The organism is Pyxidicoccus caerfyrddinensis (assembly GCF_010894405.1).
Taxonomy (GTDB): Bacteria; Myxococcota; Myxococcia; order Myxococcales; family Myxococcaceae; genus Myxococcus; species Myxococcus caerfyrddinensis.
Window position 1 is genome coordinate 1 of record NZ_JAAIYA010000021.1, and the last position, 14,459, is coordinate 14,459.

The window sequence follows — 14,459 nt, forward strand, 5'->3', positions numbered from 1 at the left end:
AGCCAGGATCAAACTCTCCAATTGTATTTTTTTGAAGAATTGAACCGGCGTCAGTCTCGGCCCGCTAAAGGGCTTTCGACTCGCTGATTCATATCGGTGCTGCCGGCTGCGCTTCTCAGCGCGACCTGGCTGGCACCGTCAAAGAATTGACTGCGGTTTCCGCAATCTGTCTTCTACTTGGGCTTGCTATTTGGTTTTCAAAGACCGAGTCGCTTGTACCATCCGCGACTTTTTGTTACCGTTGCTGCTCTTGCCGCCTGCCGTTTCCAACCGGCGGGGCCGCATTCTTTATTTGAGTCCGCATCCGTTGTCAACTTCGACTTTTGCGTCCTCTTGGCCTCTCGAAGTCTTCAGCGCCGCCCAGTGGCTTCCGCTGTTTTCTTTCGAGGGGGCGCGGCTTCTACCGCTTCGCCGCCGTCCCTGTCAACCGCTGCTTCGTTGACTTCCCCAACCGAACCGCCCGTTCCACTTCTTCCCGGGCTTTTCTTTTTCGTCGGGGAGCGGCTTCTACCACCGCCGCATCTTCTGTCAACTCGCTTCGTCGACCGCCGTATTCAGTCTGTCGGTGCTGCTGTCCCGCCTCCGAAGTGCCTTCCGCGCCAGTGCGCGGGCTTCGGTGCGAGGGGCGCGGCTTCTACCACCACCGCGCTTCGAGTCAACCGCTACTTGCTGACTCTTTCTACCGTCCTGCTCCCGGCGAATCCTTCTGGCTGCTGCTGCCCGCCAGCGAGTTCGTCGAGTGGGGCGCGGCTTCTACCACCGCCGCTCCGTGGATCAACCTATTTGGTCGAACCTTCGAATTTCTTCTGTCCGCCCCGGCGAGCTGCTGAGATCAGCCGTTCGTTCGAGGGGGCGCGGCTTCTACCACCACCGCGTTCAGGGTCAACACGCTTCGTTGACCTTTTTCTTCCCCCATTCGCCACCCGGCAGAGGCACCAGGGCGTCGAGCGGAGGTTCAGTTACTAACGCTTCGTGACGAGGGCGTCAATTCCTCATGATCGAAGCTGCAGGTCACGCCGTCGCAATCGGGGATTTATGCAGCCCCTTCAGGGGTGTGAACCCCCTCCCCCAGAAAGCCCCTTCCTCCAGCAAAATCCCCGGTTTGCCGCTCGGACAGCGACCGGGCGGGCCTTCTCAGGAGTCCAGTCCGGCCCGGGGGCTCGAGGGCTCCGGCTGATCTACCCCGCTGGGAGCTCCCGGCCGCCATGTGGTGCCGAAGAGCCAGTCCGAGAAGGGCACGGTGATGTTGAAGTTGTACCGCTGCATCTTCGAGGGGTCGTGGTGCGCCTGGTGGTGGCGCCGCAGCCGCGCCATCAGCGGCAGCCGCGCCACGGGGTGCTCGGGCGGCAGGTGGTGGCAGAAGTGGAGCCACTCGTAGGTGAGGTAGTAGCCCACGGCCGAGGCCGCGAAGAGCCAGCCCACGTTCGGCGTGACGAGCGCGAAGCACAGCGCCGCCAGCGGCGTGGCGATGGTCCCCAGGAAGAAGAGCAGCAGCACGGGCGGGAAGAGCACCATCTTCACGTCCCGCGCGGACTCGTAGGCGAGCGCCTCGTGGGTGAAGAAGCGGTGGTGCTGCTCGGTGTGTCGCTGGAAGAGCAGCCTCAGCCCCCGGCGGCGATGGTGCATGGGCCCGCGGTGGCCGAGGAACTCCACGACGTTTCCCAGCAGGAAGACCGCGGGCACCGTCAGCCACTCCAGGGGCCGCACCGCATCCAGCCGGGAGAGCGAGAAGCCGATGGCCGCCAGCGCACCGAGGCTGGTGAAGGCGAAGTGCGCCCTCCCCGAGTAGCGCGGGCCCACGTACTTCCGGCGGTACTCCTCGCGGAAGGTCTTCACCCGCTCGGGAATGGTGTGTGTGGCCATGGCTTCCCCCCGGTGTCCCGGTCCTAGTCCTTCTGCTGCCGGGCCTTCGCCTTCTGGAGCTTCTGCATCCGTCCCAGGATGAGCGTGCGCTTGAGGCTGGACAGGTGGTCCACGAAGACGTGCCCGTCCAGATGGTCGATTTCGTGCTGCAGCACGTGGGCGAGCCGACCTTCCGCCTCCACCTCGTGCCACTCGCCCGTCCTGTCCTGGTAGCGCACCTTCACCCGGTGGAAGCGCGGGCACTTCTCCCACTCCCGGGGGACGGAGAGGCAGCCTTCCTCCATCGTCACGGGCTCCTTCTTCTCCAACAGCTGCGGGTTGACGATTTCGAAGGACGTTCCGTCCTCGCGTCCCACCAACGCCACGCGCAGCGGCTCGCCGACCTGGTTGGCGGCGATGCCGATGCCCTCTGCTTCCTTCATCGACTCGGCCATCTCCTCCAGCAGCTTCTGGAGCGGGGGGCCAAAGTCCGTCACGGGCTTCGTGGGCGAGGTGAGTACCTTGTGGGGCCAGATGACGATGTCGCGAGCCATGGGCCCGAATCTGCCATGCACGCTCGCCCGCCGCCGCGCCATTCCGCATCCCAACGGTCCAGCGGCATACACCCCGGGGCCCCGGAATGCCGGGCCCCCAAGCCCTCCCCCGGGGCGCCGGGCCGCCTCCCGCATCCCTGGATGGCTAGCGGGCCTCCGGGAGCAGCGCGCAGTAGAGGGACGAGAAGGGCAGCGAGGCCCGCCGGTACCGCACCGAGTTGCCCGACTCCGCCCACTCCAGCCACACCACATGCGCCTGGGTTCCACACCTCGAGGCGGCGATGGACGCCTCCCCCGAGTCCCCCGCCGCCGTGCGGCTCAGGTTCTCCGCGGCCCCCAGCGCCAGGCCGAAGCCCGCCGTGGCGCGCGTGTACACGTCCCGCTCGCCGAAGTAGCCCTCCGTCCAGACCAGCCTGACGCCCGTGCCCGCGGGAATCAGCCGCGCGTCCCGCGAGTCCGCCGCCGACGCGCTCACGTTCACTGGCATTGCGAAGGTGGCGCCCCCGTCCAGGCTCATGGAGAGGTACACGTCCGACTCGTACCGCTCGGGCGTCTGGCCCACCCAGGACACGAACACCCTCGAATCCCTCACCACGACTCTCGGGTCGAAGGCCGTGGCCGGGGCGTGGCTCACCTTCACCTCCGGGCCGAAGGTGGCGCCCGCGTCCGTGCTCCTGCGCAGCCGCACCTCGCACGTGGGGAAGTCGCACTCGCTCCACACCACGTAGACGCTGTTGCCCAGCACCGCGAGCTCCTGCTGGTCGGACTCGGCGTCGGTGTCGGTGAGGCGGAGGATGGGGCCGAAGGTGACGCCGCCATCCGTGCTGCGCCGGAAGAAGAGGTCCGAGCCGTCGTTGGAGCCACCGTCGTCCCACAGCGCGTAGACGTTGTCCCCGCGCGCCGCCAGTTCGACGCCGCCGTAGCGGCGGTTCTCGCTCAGGACGTCGAGGTCCGCGAAGACGTGCCCCGCCACCGGGCTGCGGATGAAGAGGACGTCGCCCACCTCGTCCTCGGCCGAGCGGTACCAGTGAATGTAGACGTTGTCGCCGCTGGCCGCGAGGCGCAGGCCGCCCTCGGAGTAGCTCGTCAGCTCCAGCACCGGGCCGAAGGTGGCGCCGCCGTCATCGCTCGAGCGGAAGCGCAGGCCGCCCTCCACCCACGTCAGGTAGACGCGGCTGCTCTGCGCGAGCACCCGCACGTCATGTGCCTCTTCCTCAGGGGTGATTCCGTCCTGGCTGAGGTTCCGCACCGTGCCGAAGGTGGCGCCGCCGTCCGCGCTGCGCCGGTAGTACACGTCCCCCGCCCCCGTGGCCGCGTCCACCCAGGCCACGTGCACGTCTGCGCCGAGCGCGGACACCTGGGGCTCCTGGTAGCTCGCCGCCGTCGTCGTCAGGGTGCGCGCCGGCGAGAAGACCTGCGCCCATGCGCTTCCGGGCAGCACCGCCATCACCGTCACCGCCGCAGCCAGCAGCGCCCCCACCGTGCCGCCGCGCTTCGGACTCCCCATGTGCCCCACCCCTCCCGACGCCACGCCATGCGGCGCTGTGTCGGGTGAGGTAAGGACGTGCCAACCTCCTGACAGCGTCCCCCGGAGCAGCCTCCCGCCCGCAGGTGAACGCCGGACAGTTGGCGCACTCATACTGACAGGTCTGCTACACCTGTCTCATGCACCCGCACTCCCAGCTCATCACGGACTTCTACACCGCGTTCCAGAAGCGCGACGCGAAGGCCATGGCTGCCTGCTACCACCCCGACGCCGAGTTCTCCGACGAGGTCTTCGTCGGCCTGCGCCACGGCGGCGTCACCTCCATGTGGACCATGCTCTGCGAGCGCGGCAAGGACCTGGAGCTCACCTTCCGCGACGTCCAGGCCGATGACCGCACCGGCCGCGCCCACTGGGACGCGCACTACACGTTCAGCGGCACGGGCCGGAAGGTCATCAACCGCATCGACGCCGAGTTCGAGTTCCGCGACGGGAAGATTCTCCGCCACCGCGACCGCTTCAACTTCCACGCGTGGTCACGTCAGGCCCTCGGGCCCATGGGCCTGCTGCTCGGGTGGACCCCGCTGCTGAAGAACAAGGTCCGCTCCCAGGCTCGCGCGACGCTGGACAAGTTCATGAAGGAGCGCGGCGTCCAGGGGCCGTGAGTCACCGCAGCGGCGCCACGTCCGGCGGCACCCAGCCGGCCCGCGCCGCCGGTGAGTCCAGCGTCTCCTTGCGGTAGTGCCGGTCCAGGAGGCGCGAGTCCGTCAGCTCCGGCCTCGCCTCCAGGAAGGCGTCGAAGGACGTGAGGCCCGGGGCCGCGTCGAGCCCCGCCTGCACCAGCTCCGCCCAGGCCCGGGTGAGCGTCTCGTGGTACTTGCCCGTCGCTCCGAGCGCCGCCGCGTAGCGCTGGATGAGGCTGCGCACCCGCTCCAGGCCGGACTCGAAGCCGTGCTCGCGCAGGCACAGCCAGGCCAGCCGCACGTGCTCGCGGTGTCGGAAGTCCGCGCCCGGATAGGTGGCCGCATCCACCGCCGCGAGGAAGTCCGCGTCCGTCATCTGCTCCTGCTTCTTCGCCGCCGGTGCGCTCATCCGCCACCTCCCCTGGTGCGTGACTTCCGTTTCGGCGGCTCCGCCTCCCCCGCTTCCGCGAGGGCCGCGAGCCCCTTCTTGAGGGCCTCCACGTCCCTTGCCGACAGCCCCTCCAGCGCTGCTGCCTCCAGTGCTTCCAGGTGCCGGTGCACACGGGTCGCCAGCGTCCGGCCCGCCGCCGTCAGCGATACCTGGAACGAGCGCCGGTCCTCGGGCCGCAGCTCCCTGCGCACCAGCCGCTTCGCCTCCAGCCGGTCCACGTAGCTGGTGAGCGTGGAGCGCTTGTGCGCGAAGGCCGCGTGCAGCTCGCCCAGCGAGGTGTCTCCCACCTCCAGCAAGTACGCCAGCAGGTGTGCCTCGCCCTGGGACACGTCCAGCGGGGGCTCGGCCTCTTCGAGGAACAGGCCGATGCGGTGCGTGGCGCGGTGCACGTCCAGGACGAGGCGGAGCGGCTTCATGCTCCTTTGCATAACACATGCTCCGATTTCGGAAGTTCCGAATTCGTAATAATCCACCTGGCGGACCGGGTTGCTCTATCCTCAGGACCATGACGCCTCCCGAGAACGAAAACGTGGACGTGCTGGACCTCTGGCTCCTGGAGGTCGCCATGGAGCTGCCCACGCCCCTGCACATGCTCGCGGAGCCGAATCCCCACGTCGCGCTGCACATGCCGGATGACCCGCGCTTCTCTCGCGAGGAGCTGTGCGAGCGGCTGTCCTTCCTCTCCGAGCGCGGCTTCATCCGCGTGCACGAGATGCCGGATGGACTGGAGGAGCTGTACTCCCCGGAGCAGATCTCCCGCGCCATCGACGCGCGCCGGAACCGCTCCTATTTCGGCTATTCGCTCACCCCCGAGGGAGGCGCCGCCTGGGAGCGGCAGGCCCGCCCCGACTGGAGCCGCTACGTCAACGCCGGCGAGGAGCCCACTGCCGACGGGGCCGCGGACGCCTGGGTCATCGAGGCCGCGAGCCTCGAAACCGCCGAGGAGGAAGTGCGCTTCCACGAGACGCTCGGCGATGGGAACCAGCCCGTGCACGCTTCGAAGCGCGGCGAGGAGCTGGTTCCGTGGCAGGTCACCTACTGGAAGACGCTGCCTCGCGGCTACCGGCTCCACTACACCACCGTGCCCGTGCCTCGCGACGTGCAGCGGATGATGGCCGTGCCGGCGCGGGCTCCCTGGTACACGCGCGCGCGGGTGTGACTCCGGCTCGCAGCGTGCTCACGCGTCTCCGAGCTCGAGGTGCTGGATGAGCAACGGGCCGTGGCCCTCTTCACGGGCCAGCCTCGCCTTGCAGCGCAGGTTCCCCATCCAGTCGAGGAACCGCAGGTCCACCGCTCCGTCCTCGTGCAGCAGCAGCGAGCCGTAGCCGTTGTTGCCCAGCTCCGGACGGACTCCCGTCCACTCGGGGAAGCGGGGGTTGGACTCCAGGAAGCGCAGGGGCGCGGGGGCGGTGTGTCCCGGCTCAACCCTGGGTATCGGCAGGCCTCCGTGTCCGAGGCTCGCTCCGACGAAGGGCAGCCCCGAGCCCCGGTCGAAGAGGGCTCCGTACGGTGTGCTTCCCCAGCACCACAGGTCCACTCGGGACGAGTCCACCACCAGCGACTTCAGGTCTTCCAGCAGGGGCGACGTCGTCTTCGCTCCGTACCGGTACGGGGCTCCGTGGCTCAGCAGGATGTTCACCGCTCCCCGCTGGCGTCCCTCCGCGAGCACCGTGTCCAGCCAGCCCAGCAGCTCCGCGTCGCGGTGCCGGCCCGGCTCGAAGTACGCCGTGTCCAGGCCGATGAGCTGGAAGCGCTCCGAGGCGACACAGAAGTAGCTGCCCTCCTGCACCTGGCGGGTCCTCGCGGCGCCCCGGCGCTCGTCGAGGTAGCGGAAGTAGGGCGAGCCTCCCGAGCGCATCTCCGCGCTCGCGTTCAGCGTCAGCAGCGTCGTCACCGGCAGGAGCGACTCCAGCGGCTCGGCCACGTGCGCGTCGAACTCTCCCTGCCGGCCCGCGTAGTACACGCCGCCCAGGTGCACCGCGTACTCCAGGCGCTCGCCTCGCATGAGTAGCTGCCGGGTCAGGTAGCGCGCGGGGTATTCGCCCGTGCCGAAGTCGGAGAACAGCGCCAGCTCCACGGGCTTCCCGGGCGCGGGCTCGCGCAGCGGGTAGCGGAAGCGGCTCGGGTGGCGCTCGCTATCGTGCCTGCGGAAAGGGGCCTTCGGTACGGTGGCGCCTCGCAGCCACGCCTTGCCCGTGAAGAGCAGCCAGCCTCGCAGGTCCGCCACCGGCTCGAACTTCGTGCGCGACGGGTCGATGGGGATTTCGTCCGTCATCAGCGGGAAGCGGAAGTCCGGGGGCAGCCGCACCGACGCCTTCGCTTGAAACGGCGGATGCCGCAGCGCCTGGAGCGCCGCCTCCGGGTCGCGGAGTGCCTGCTCCGCTTCCTGGAGTACGCGTGCGAAGTCGAGCTCCGATATCGGCGAGCCCAGGCTCGCTCGCGCCAGGTGCAGCACTTCGTCGGGCTCGCTCAGGAAGCGGGCTCGCAGCGCATCGAGCTCTTCCGGCTCGAGCGGTGACAGTTCCTGCGCTTCCGCCTCGGGCTGCGACACCGTGCTGCGCCCGAGACGTGAGGCCGTTGGCGCCCGATACCCGAGCGCCGTGTAGAGCTCCATCCGCTTGCGGTCCATGGAGCGCATCATCACCCGGTCCACCGACAGGCGGGAATGGTGCGCCCATCACATCCGGCGCCTTCGCGGCGGGCCGGAAGCCTGGGCCTACTGCTCGGCCGCGGCGGTGCGCTCGGCGGCCTCCCGCTCGTCCCACTCCTCACGCTCTTCGCGCGCGTCGCGGCGGCGGTCGTCACGGAAGGCGTACAGCGTGTAGTACGAGCCCGTCGCGTACCCGGGCAGCTGGAACGGGTTGAACACGCTGGTGCTGGACACCGTGCCTCCCACGAAGCCTCGCGGCACGTCCACCAGCTTCAGCGCGCACCCGGCCAGCACCAGCCCCGCCTCCGGCACGTTGTTGCTCACCAGCGTGCACGTGCCCGACGCCGTGAAGCTCCCGTCTGGCAGGTTGAAGCGCGCGTAGAAGGGCACCTGCTGCCCCGGCGGGAAGGTGAAGTCCGTCAGCCTCACGCACGCCGTCGCCGAGCCCACCCGCTTGCGGCCCTCGAACACCACCTGCCCATCCCGGATGCTGTGCAGCGGCACGTAGACACTCCCGCCCAGCCGCACATTCACCGCGAAGGGCGCCGCCGCGCACACCGCCAGGTCCGGAGGCGACGCCGGGTCCTCCTCCGTGCGGAACTGGTACACCACCTCGCCGGCCTGGGCCTCGGAGGCCACCGACACCAGCGCCAGCATTCCCAGCACCACCACTGCACCACCCTGCATACGCGACATGGAGTTCTCCATCCGGACCGCGGGGTTGTTTCAGTCGCCTACCGCGACACCTCCAGCGCACGGACACACCTCTCCCGTGCGCCCGCCCCTCCCTTCATGGGAAGTGGGACGTTGAAGCCTTCAAGCACCAGGGCCGCCCCAACGCTCCGGGCAAACCCCTCCCACCTTCCGCCCCTTTCAGGGCGGGAGCCGCGAGCCCTCGCGGGCCGCTACTGCCAGGACAGCGTGTACTCGGTGTCCAGCGGCCCCGTCTGCCGGCCGTGGACCTCCACCTGCTTGCCACCCACCGCCTCGATGGCCGCCTGCAGCGTGCCCTCGTGGTAGGCCGGCGGCATGAAGTCGCGCTTCATGAAGAAGACGCCCGTCTTGTCTCCCGTCCACGTCACGCCGCGCTCGCCGTAGCTCACCGCCGCGCGGTAGCCCGCGTGCAGGTTGCCCACCAGCCGCTTCGGGCTGTCCGACGCCAGCAGCAGCAGCGTCTTGCCCGCCGCCGACGACAGGAAGTCCTGCGTGGCCACCACGCCCATGCGCCGCAGCGCCCCGTTGAAGCCGCCGTACTTGGGCCCCATCAGCTGCGCCGCCGAGAAGGCCAGCCGCAGGAACGCCGCCACCGGGTAGTTGAAGAAGTCGATGAACTTCTTCTCTCCGCTCGCCGCCAGGCAGCGCTCCACCGCCGCGTCACCGCCCAGCACCTTCACCGCCGCCACCACGCCGTTGAAGAACAGCCCGCGCGCGGTGTCGTCCTTCGTGGCCATCGCCAGCCGCGTCTCCAGGTCCTTGGAGACGCTCACATCGAGCCCTTCGACGGGTCTGCCCTTGTCGGTCATAGCCTCACCAATTGCGCGCCGTAGTGGATGTTCGCTCCCACCGCCGCCACCACCACCAGGTCACCGCCACCCAGCTTCACCCGCCCTGCTTCCAGGTCCTCCGCCATCAGGATGAGCATCCCCGCCGCGGAGGTGTTGCCGTACCGGTCCACGTTGCACGCTACCGCCTCGGGGGGCAGGCCGGCGCGGTCGACGAAGGCGTCCATCACCCGCTTGTTCGGCTGGTGAAAGTAGTAGCGCTTCACCTGCGAACGCATCTCCGGACGCGGGTCCAGAATCGTGTCCAGGCACTTCTGCATGTACTCCGGGTAGCTGCGCGCCACCTTGAAGCCGTCCACCACGAAGGCCATGTCCGCCGGACGCATCCGCCCCGGCTGGTACGGCAGCTTCAGCACGCCGCCACCCTTGCGGATGACCAGGTCCCCATGCGCATTGCCCGAGAAGGAGGCGAGGATGCCCTCGCTCCCCGCCTCGCCCGGCTTCGACTGGAGCACCACCGCGCCCGCTCCGTCGCCGAAGACGTACATGGACAGGTAGCCCTGCAGCGCCCGGCTGCGCCCCGGGCCGGGAGGCAGCTCGTCCGTGTACACCTCCCGGTTCACCAGCGGCGACGTGAAGGCCGAGGCCACCACCGCCACCGTGCGGAAGCGCCCGCCCTCCATCATCTTCTTCACCAGGTCCAGCACGTACGGCGTACCACCGCAGCCGTCGTCCACCAGCAGCGCGAAGGCGTCCTCGCGCAGCTCCAGCCGCCGGTGCAGCTCCATGGCGTCGTGGTTGAAGTGCGGCGCGTCCGGCGTGCAGGTGACGACGAAGAGCGCGTCCAGCTCGCCCGCCGCCACTCCGGACTGCGCCAGCGCCTTCTTCAGCGCCACCTCGCACATGTCCGTGTTGTTCGCCGGGTAGATGTGGCCGTCGTTCTCCGGCGGCGGCACCGCGCGGCCCGTCACCTCGTCGATGTCCCAGAGGAAGCGGCGCTCGCGGACGCCAATCTTCTCTTCGATTCGCTCCGCCGGCCACCCGGGGATGGCCTTCGCGATGCGCGCATTGCTCACAATCCGTGAAGGAACGAAGGCACCGGCTCCAACAACACAGACATTGGATGTCATTTCATGGCCCCGTCATTCCACAGCCAGACTGGATGGAAGGAATTCCCTGCCTTCATGCGGTTGAGCAGGATCCAGGCCACTTTCGAAGTCATTGAAATGACATTGATTCGGCACTGTCGGGCGATTCACTCGTGAAGCATCCTGTGTCCGGATGGTCCGGTAAATGGCCGTACTTCCTGAAATGGACATCGTACTTCAAGATTGAAGTATCAGGGGATGAGAATGAAGCACGGCCTGAGGGGCTTTCCCCTCTCAGTGGGCATCTCATTCACCCCAGGTGTCGGTCCTCACTCGCGAGGCCGCGATACACCGGGGTATTCGGGACGCTGCAGCCGTAGCGACTTCCCACGTGGCGGCCTGTCGGCTTCCACATGGAGTGATTGCGGCGAGGGGCCCCGGGTGGATCTCCCCCGGGCCAGGATGGCTCCCGCCCCTCAGTTCGCTTCCTGACGTGCGGGCCCCGTGCAAGGCTCGGCGGCTCGGCAGTGGCTCCGGGCACGGCCCCCCGGAGCGGGAGTCAGGCGGAATCGCGCGCGTGCTCACGTCCAGGCTCAACTCGCGCAGGTGGTGGCCGCTCGCGCGGCTCGTGCTCCTCGCCGTGGCCTACGGGGTGTCCGCCAGGCTGGGCGGGCTGCTCGTCCTCCCTCCCGAGAATGTGTCCGCGATGTGGCCCCCGAGCGGCGTGGCGCTCGCGGCGCTGCTGCTCACCCGGTACCGCGAGTGGCCCGCCCTGCTGCTGGCGTCCCTGCTCACGGGCACCATCGCCTTCCACGAGGTGTGGGCAAAGTTGCCCGACGTGCTGGGCATCGCCGGGGGGAACCTCATGGAGGCGGCGGTGGGGGCCCTCCTCCTGCGCAGGCTGGTGCGCTTCCGCCCCTCACTGGACCGGGTGCGGGACGTGCTCGGGCTGGTGGGGCTGGCCGCCCTCGGCAGCTGCGCGCTCGGCGCCACCGTGGGCGTGGGCCTGCTGATGACGCGCGTGCAGCTGGCGCCGCAGGGCTTCTGGTCCACGTGGCGCGTGTTCTGGATTGGCGATGCCATGGGCGTCCTGGTGGTGGCGCCGCTGCTGCTCACCTGGCTGACGGGCGGAAAGGCCCGGTGGACGCTCCGGCGCGGCGGGGAGCTGGCGGCGCTGCTGGTGTGCCTGGGCATGGCCACGCACCTGGTGTTCCGCACCGCGCCCCCCACGGCCCCGGACACCGTCGCCTTTCACCCGATGACGTACCTGGCCTTCCCCTTCCTGCTGTGGGCCGCGCTGCGCTTCGAGGTCCGCGGCTCCGCCCTGGCCACCGCCGTGCTGTCCACCGTGGCCCTCTGGCACACCGCCCACGGCTGCGGCCCCTTCGCCCTGGCTGCATGGCACAACCTCAGCCTCGCCTACCTCCAGTCGTTCCTCGCCGCCGCCAGCATGTCCGGACTGCTGCTGGCCAGCGCGCTCGGCGAGCGGCGCCGCGCCCAGGACGAGGTGAGCCACCTGAATCAGGAGCTGCGCGACTCACTGCGCACGCTGGCGGCCACGCAGGCGGAGCTGGTGCGGAGCGAGCGCATGGCAGCGCTCGGAGAGCTGAGCGCCACCGTGGCCCACGAGGTGCGCAACCCGCTGGGCGCCATCTCCAACGCCGTAGCGGCGCTGCGCCGACTGGCCCCCAACCTGGTCGGCCCCGCGGGCACCATGCTGGACGTCATGGACGAGGAGGTGCGGCGGCTGGACCTCATCGTCAACGATTTGCTCGACTTCGCGCGCCCCATGGAGCCCCGGCTGCAGCCCCAGTCGCTGCCTCCCGTGGTGGAAGGCGCGCTGAGCGCGTCCCTGCGCTCCGGCCCCTCGCACATCACCGTCTCGCGCACCCTTGACGAGAGCCTGCCGCCCGTCGCCGTGGACCCGCAGCTGCTCCACGTGGCGCTCACCAACCTCTTCACCAATGCCATGCAGGCCATGCCCGGCGGCGGCACCCTCACCACGAAGCTCGAGCCCGACACGCGCGCGGGCGCGCCGCATGCCCGGCTCACCATCTCCGATACCGGGCACGGCATGGCCCCCGAGGTGAGGGCGCGCATCTTCGAGCCCTTCTACACCACGCGCGCCAGCGGCACCGGGCTGGGGCTCGCCATCGTCCGGCGCATCGTCGACAGCCACCATGGCGAGGTGTCCGTCCACAGCACCGTGGGCCAGGGCACCACCTTCACCGTGTGGCTGCCGTATGCCGGACAGGTGCCCGTGCCGGGGTGAGGGCTGCTGACCTTCGTGGGGGTGCGCGTTGCGCACCGCGGGAGCCTGCCCGGGAGCCTCACTCCCGAGGGAACGGGCTGACACCCGCGCGAGGACCGGTGCTACCCGCGTCCCCCTCCTTCAGCCGGAGAGGGACGCGCCAGTTCCACTCCGTGACTCAGAACGGGATGTTGTCGTCGTCGCCCGGCGGGGGGATGTCGTCGTCCCCGAAGCCTCCGGCACCACCCCGGCCGCCGCCACCACCACCGCCGTAGCTCTCGCCGCCGCCGCCGCCACCGCCGCCCTGCTGGCGCGCCATCTCCGCCTCGATGGCGGCCAGGAGCTGGCGCTCCTTGTCGTGCCAGCGCGACTTGCTCGGGTCGTTCAGCGAGCGCCGCGCGCCGTTGGCGTAGAACTCCAGGTCGCCCATGCTCGCGCCCGAGACCGGGGCGCCCTTGCTGCGGCCGTAGTTGGGGAAGACCATTCCGTCTCCGCCCCCACCACCGCCGCCGCCCGCCGGAGCCGCCGCACGGCGCGGAGCCGCGGCCGCCGCGTCCGGCGCGCTGCCAATCGACATCTCTCCCAGCTTCAGCGTGAAGCCCTCGGCGTTCTTGAACGCCGTGCCCACGCGCACCTGTTCCACACGTCCATCGGGACGCCGCACCGCCACGGTGACCGGATAGCCTTGCTCGCTCATGCGGCCCGAATCCCATTCTGACCGGGCACTGTCAACGACGGCGCGCGCCCCGATGTCCGGCATCTGGCCCGCTCGCCTGGACAGGAACGCGGGTTTCCCCCGGCCGCTTCACGGAAGGTCACTTTCGGCGGCCCGGCAGGACGGGATGACGGCCCTCGGGTGACGGCCTGGACTGGATGCTCCAGGTCCAGCACCACCGCAGGGACGTGGCCGGCGCGACGCGCTGCCTCACCCCCGGTGGGCAGCGCTCACGGCACGGCGGCGCCTCAGTGCAGGGACACCCTGTCGCCCTTGCCCTTCTTGCGCACCCACGCCTTGGGCTTGGGCGGCTCGGCGGCCTTGGGCGGCGTCTTCGGCGTGGCCGCCTGGAGCGCCTTGCTCGCGGCACGCCCGCGCGGCAGCTTCACCTCACGCACGGACTGCGGCTTCGCGTCGTCCACCCACTCGGCCGGCCGGCGGTTGGTGCGCATCAGCAGCCGCAGCTTCTGGTAGTGCGCCGAGCAGTAGCCCTTCGAGCGGCTCGGACGCTTGCAGCCCATGACGGCGCAGGCCCGCGTGCCCTCTTCCACTCGCGCGCGCTTCACCGCCGCCGGCGCCTTCGCCAGGGCGGCCCGGCCCGCGGCTCCGGAGCCCGGCGGCCGGCCGCGCTTCGCCGCGCCCTTCTTCGCCTTCGCCTTCGCCGCGACCCGAATCGCCGCGAGCTCCGGCACCGCCGACGGCGTCCGCACTCCCGCCATCGCGCCAAGGCGACTGGTCAGCGGCGCCAGGCGGAACGTCGCCGAGCGCAGCAGTTCCAGGGCCTCCAGGCCGTCCTCCATGCGCCGCACCGCTGTCTGCAACGGGGCGAGCTTCGCCTGAAGCTCGAGCCGGAAGAGTTCCCCAAGGGCTTTCGCAAGGTCCATTGCCCACAGGATACACGCCGACCCATGTCTCGGGCGTGAAATCCATTGCAGACCTCACGTCAACGGTTGACCAGCGGGCGAAGCCATACACATCCCGCCCGGTCGGGCTGTGACAGGAGCAACGCCCTCAGCCCCGAACGCTGGGGGCCTTCGGAGCCACGGGCCGGGTCTCCGTCATCGAGTCCGCGGGGTGCGCCGCCGGACGCTCGGGCGGCAGGGTCGCGGCCGTCACGCCACAGGCGCGCAGCGCCATGGAGAGTGCCCACACGAGCAACAGTGTCGGAACGAACGGGTGACCCACGACCGCCTCCCAGGAAAGAACCTGCCCGACTCCAGAACGCGCCTGATGGGTTTCC

At 69.7% G+C, this 14,459-nt stretch carries 15 protein-coding genes; 3 read left to right on the plus strand and 12 right to left on the minus strand.

Annotated elements, in window-relative coordinates:
* Nucleotides 1-1,134 precede the first annotated feature (1,134 nt).
* The 3 genes from G4D86_RS37340 to G4D86_RS37350 form a co-directional block, all read right to left on the minus strand.
* Entirely contained in the window at nucleotides 1,135-1,863 is a 729-nt protein-coding gene (locus G4D86_RS37340) for a sterol desaturase family protein (RefSeq protein ID WP_163999048.1), read from the minus strand.
* 23 nt (nucleotides 1,864-1,886) lie between these two features.
* The gene (gene def, locus G4D86_RS37345; protein WP_163999050.1) at nucleotides 1,887-2,396 is read right to left on the minus strand and encodes a peptide deformylase; all 510 of its coding nucleotides are present in this window, start codon (nucleotides 2,394-2,396) and stop codon (nucleotides 1,887-1,889) included.
* A gap of 145 nt (nucleotides 2,397-2,541) precedes the next feature.
* Nucleotides 2,542-3,903: a hypothetical protein gene (locus tag G4D86_RS37350; protein WP_163999052.1), complete on the minus strand. Its 1,362-nt coding sequence runs from the start codon at nucleotides 3,901-3,903 to the stop codon at nucleotides 2,542-2,544.
* 158 nt (nucleotides 3,904-4,061) lie between these two features.
* Here G4D86_RS37350 and G4D86_RS37355 point away from each other — a divergent pair, with 158 nt between their 5' ends.
* The gene (locus G4D86_RS37355; protein ID WP_163999054.1) at nucleotides 4,062-4,544 is read left to right on the plus strand and encodes a nuclear transport factor 2 family protein; all 483 of its coding nucleotides are present in this window, start codon (nucleotides 4,062-4,064) and stop codon (nucleotides 4,542-4,544) included.
* Nucleotide 4,545: 1 nt separating this feature from the next.
* On the opposite strand, the gene G4D86_RS37360 is transcribed toward G4D86_RS37355, so the two are convergent.
* Both G4D86_RS37360 and G4D86_RS37365 read right to left on the minus strand, forming a co-directional pair.
* On the minus strand, nucleotides 4,546-4,971 hold the full coding sequence (locus G4D86_RS37360) for a hypothetical protein (RefSeq protein WP_163999056.1): 426 nt from the start codon (nucleotides 4,969-4,971) through the stop codon (nucleotides 4,546-4,548).
* Nucleotides 4,968-5,429 carry a MarR family winged helix-turn-helix transcriptional regulator gene (locus G4D86_RS37365; RefSeq protein WP_163999058.1) on the minus strand — a complete coding sequence of 154 codons (462 nt, stop codon included), beginning with the start codon at nucleotides 5,427-5,429 and terminating at the stop codon, nucleotides 4,968-4,970. The genes G4D86_RS37360 and G4D86_RS37365 overlap by 4 nt, the downstream gene beginning before the upstream one ends.
* Nucleotides 5,430-5,518: 89 nt before the next feature.
* On the opposite strand from G4D86_RS37365, the gene G4D86_RS37370 reads away from it, so the two are divergent.
* On the plus strand, nucleotides 5,519-6,172 hold the full coding sequence (locus tag G4D86_RS37370) for a hypothetical protein (protein WP_240360679.1): 654 nt from the start codon (nucleotides 5,519-5,521) through the stop codon (nucleotides 6,170-6,172).
* Between the two features lie 18 nt (nucleotides 6,173-6,190).
* Here G4D86_RS37370 and G4D86_RS37375 read toward each other — a convergent pair whose 3' ends face one another.
* From G4D86_RS37375 to G4D86_RS37390, 4 genes are all read right to left on the minus strand, one after another.
* The gene (locus G4D86_RS37375) at nucleotides 6,191-7,654 is read right to left on the minus strand and encodes a hypothetical protein (protein ID WP_240360680.1); all 1,464 of its coding nucleotides are present in this window, start codon (nucleotides 7,652-7,654) and stop codon (nucleotides 6,191-6,193) included.
* A gap of 75 nt (nucleotides 7,655-7,729) precedes the next feature.
* Nucleotides 7,730-8,359 carry a hypothetical protein gene (locus G4D86_RS37380; protein WP_163999060.1) on the minus strand — a complete coding sequence of 210 codons (630 nt, stop codon included), beginning with the start codon at nucleotides 8,357-8,359 and terminating at the stop codon, nucleotides 7,730-7,732.
* 209 nt (nucleotides 8,360-8,568) lie between these two features.
* Nucleotides 8,569-9,186, minus strand: a complete 618-nt coding sequence (locus tag G4D86_RS37385) for a DUF2378 family protein (RefSeq protein ID WP_163999061.1) — start codon at nucleotides 9,184-9,186, stop codon at nucleotides 8,569-8,571.
* Nucleotides 9,183-10,295: a 3-oxoacyl-ACP synthase III family protein gene (locus G4D86_RS37390; RefSeq protein ID WP_163999063.1), complete on the minus strand. Its 1,113-nt coding sequence runs from the start codon at nucleotides 10,293-10,295 to the stop codon at nucleotides 9,183-9,185. Before G4D86_RS37390 ends, G4D86_RS37385 begins: the two co-directional genes overlap by 4 nt.
* Before the next feature lie 535 nt (nucleotides 10,296-10,830).
* Between G4D86_RS37390 and G4D86_RS37395 the strand changes: the two genes are divergently transcribed.
* Nucleotides 10,831-12,525 carry an MASE1 domain-containing protein gene (locus G4D86_RS37395; RefSeq protein WP_163999065.1) on the plus strand — a complete coding sequence of 565 codons (1,695 nt, stop codon included), beginning with the start codon at nucleotides 10,831-10,833 and terminating at the stop codon, nucleotides 12,523-12,525.
* 157 nt (nucleotides 12,526-12,682) lie between these two features.
* Here the strand turns inward: G4D86_RS37395 and G4D86_RS37400 are convergent, their stop codons facing one another.
* The 3 genes from G4D86_RS37400 to G4D86_RS37410 form a co-directional block, all read right to left on the minus strand.
* The gene (locus tag G4D86_RS37400) at nucleotides 12,683-13,201 is read right to left on the minus strand and encodes a hypothetical protein (protein WP_163999067.1); all 519 of its coding nucleotides are present in this window, start codon (nucleotides 13,199-13,201) and stop codon (nucleotides 12,683-12,685) included.
* A gap of 266 nt (nucleotides 13,202-13,467) precedes the next feature.
* Nucleotides 13,468-14,103 (minus strand): vegetative protein, encoded by a 636-nt coding sequence (locus G4D86_RS37405; RefSeq protein WP_163999069.1) that lies wholly within the window; start codon nucleotides 14,101-14,103, stop codon nucleotides 13,468-13,470.
* 127 nt (nucleotides 14,104-14,230) lie between these two features.
* Nucleotides 14,231-14,404 (minus strand): hypothetical protein, encoded by a 174-nt coding sequence (locus G4D86_RS37410; protein ID WP_163999072.1) that lies wholly within the window; start codon nucleotides 14,402-14,404, stop codon nucleotides 14,231-14,233.
* Nucleotides 14,405-14,459 lie beyond the last annotated feature (55 nt).

What these genes read in the sequence shown, in the direction of transcription:
- def (WP_163999050.1), bottom strand. Translation starts at nt 2,396, where the DNA reads ATGGCTCGCGACATCGTCATCTGGCCCCACAAGGTACTCACCTCGCCC.
- G4D86_RS37360 (WP_163999056.1), bottom strand. Translation starts at nt 4,971, where the DNA reads ATGAGCGCACCGGCGGCGAAGAAGCAGGAGCAGATGACGGACGCGGAC.
- G4D86_RS37350 (WP_163999052.1), bottom strand. Translation starts at nt 3,903, where the DNA reads ATGGGGAGTCCGAAGCGCGGCGGCACGGTGGGGGCGCTGCTGGCTGCG.
- G4D86_RS37400 (WP_163999067.1), bottom strand. Translation starts at nt 13,201, where the DNA reads ATGAGCGAGCAAGGCTATCCGGTCACCGTGGCGGTGCGGCGTCCCGAT.
- G4D86_RS37390 (WP_163999063.1), bottom strand. Translation starts at nt 10,295, where the DNA reads ATGACATCCAATGTCTGTGTTGTTGGAGCCGGTGCCTTCGTTCCTTCA.
- G4D86_RS37380 (WP_163999060.1), bottom strand. Translation starts at nt 8,359, where the DNA reads ATGTCGCGTATGCAGGGTGGTGCAGTGGTGGTGCTGGGAATGCTGGCG.
- G4D86_RS37340 (WP_163999048.1), bottom strand. Translation starts at nt 1,863, where the DNA reads ATGGCCACACACACCATTCCCGAGCGGGTGAAGACCTTCCGCGAGGAG.
- G4D86_RS37385 (WP_163999061.1), bottom strand. Translation starts at nt 9,186, where the DNA reads ATGACCGACAAGGGCAGACCCGTCGAAGGGCTCGATGTGAGCGTCTCC.
- G4D86_RS37375 (WP_240360680.1), bottom strand. Translation starts at nt 7,654, where the DNA reads ATGATGCGCTCCATGGACCGCAAGCGGATGGAGCTCTACACGGCGCTC.
- G4D86_RS37405 (WP_163999069.1), bottom strand. Translation starts at nt 14,103, where the DNA reads ATGGACCTTGCGAAAGCCCTTGGGGAACTCTTCCGGCTCGAGCTTCAG.
- G4D86_RS37355 (WP_163999054.1), top strand. Translation starts at nt 4,062, where the DNA reads ATGCACCCGCACTCCCAGCTCATCACGGACTTCTACACCGCGTTCCAG.
- G4D86_RS37365 (WP_163999058.1), bottom strand. Translation starts at nt 5,429, where the DNA reads ATGAAGCCGCTCCGCCTCGTCCTGGACGTGCACCGCGCCACGCACCGC.
- G4D86_RS37370 (WP_240360679.1), top strand. Translation starts at nt 5,519, where the DNA reads ATGACGCCTCCCGAGAACGAAAACGTGGACGTGCTGGACCTCTGGCTC.